Here is a 229-nt window from a genome sequence, read left to right as displayed (position 1 = left end):
CGGGAGGACCTCGAACGGCTCGCGGAGCTGCCGGGCAAGGTCCGGCTGGTCAAGGGCGCCTACGACGAGCCCGCCGACATCTCCTACAAGAAGAAGGCGCGCGTCGACGAGTCGTACCGCGACTGCCTCGCGTACATGTTCGAGGCGTTCGACGACGGGGTCGCGGTCGGGAGCCACGACCCGGCGATGATCGAGCACGCGGCGGAGCTCCACGCCGAACACGGGACCC

The 229-nt window shown here is 69.9% G+C and carries 1 pseudogene; it reads left to right on the top strand.

Annotation, left to right across the window (positions count from 1 at the left end):
• Positions 1-229: pseudogene (locus tag EXE45_RS19140) on the top strand (proline dehydrogenase); the annotation flags it as partial.

It is taken from the genome of Halorubrum sp. SP9 (assembly GCF_005435015.1).
Lineage (GTDB): Archaea > Halobacteriota > Halobacteria > Halobacteriales > Haloferacaceae > Halorubrum > Halorubrum sodomense.
The sequence above is the reverse complement of the archived record's forward strand: the minus strand, read 5'-3'. Positions and strand labels throughout refer to the sequence as shown.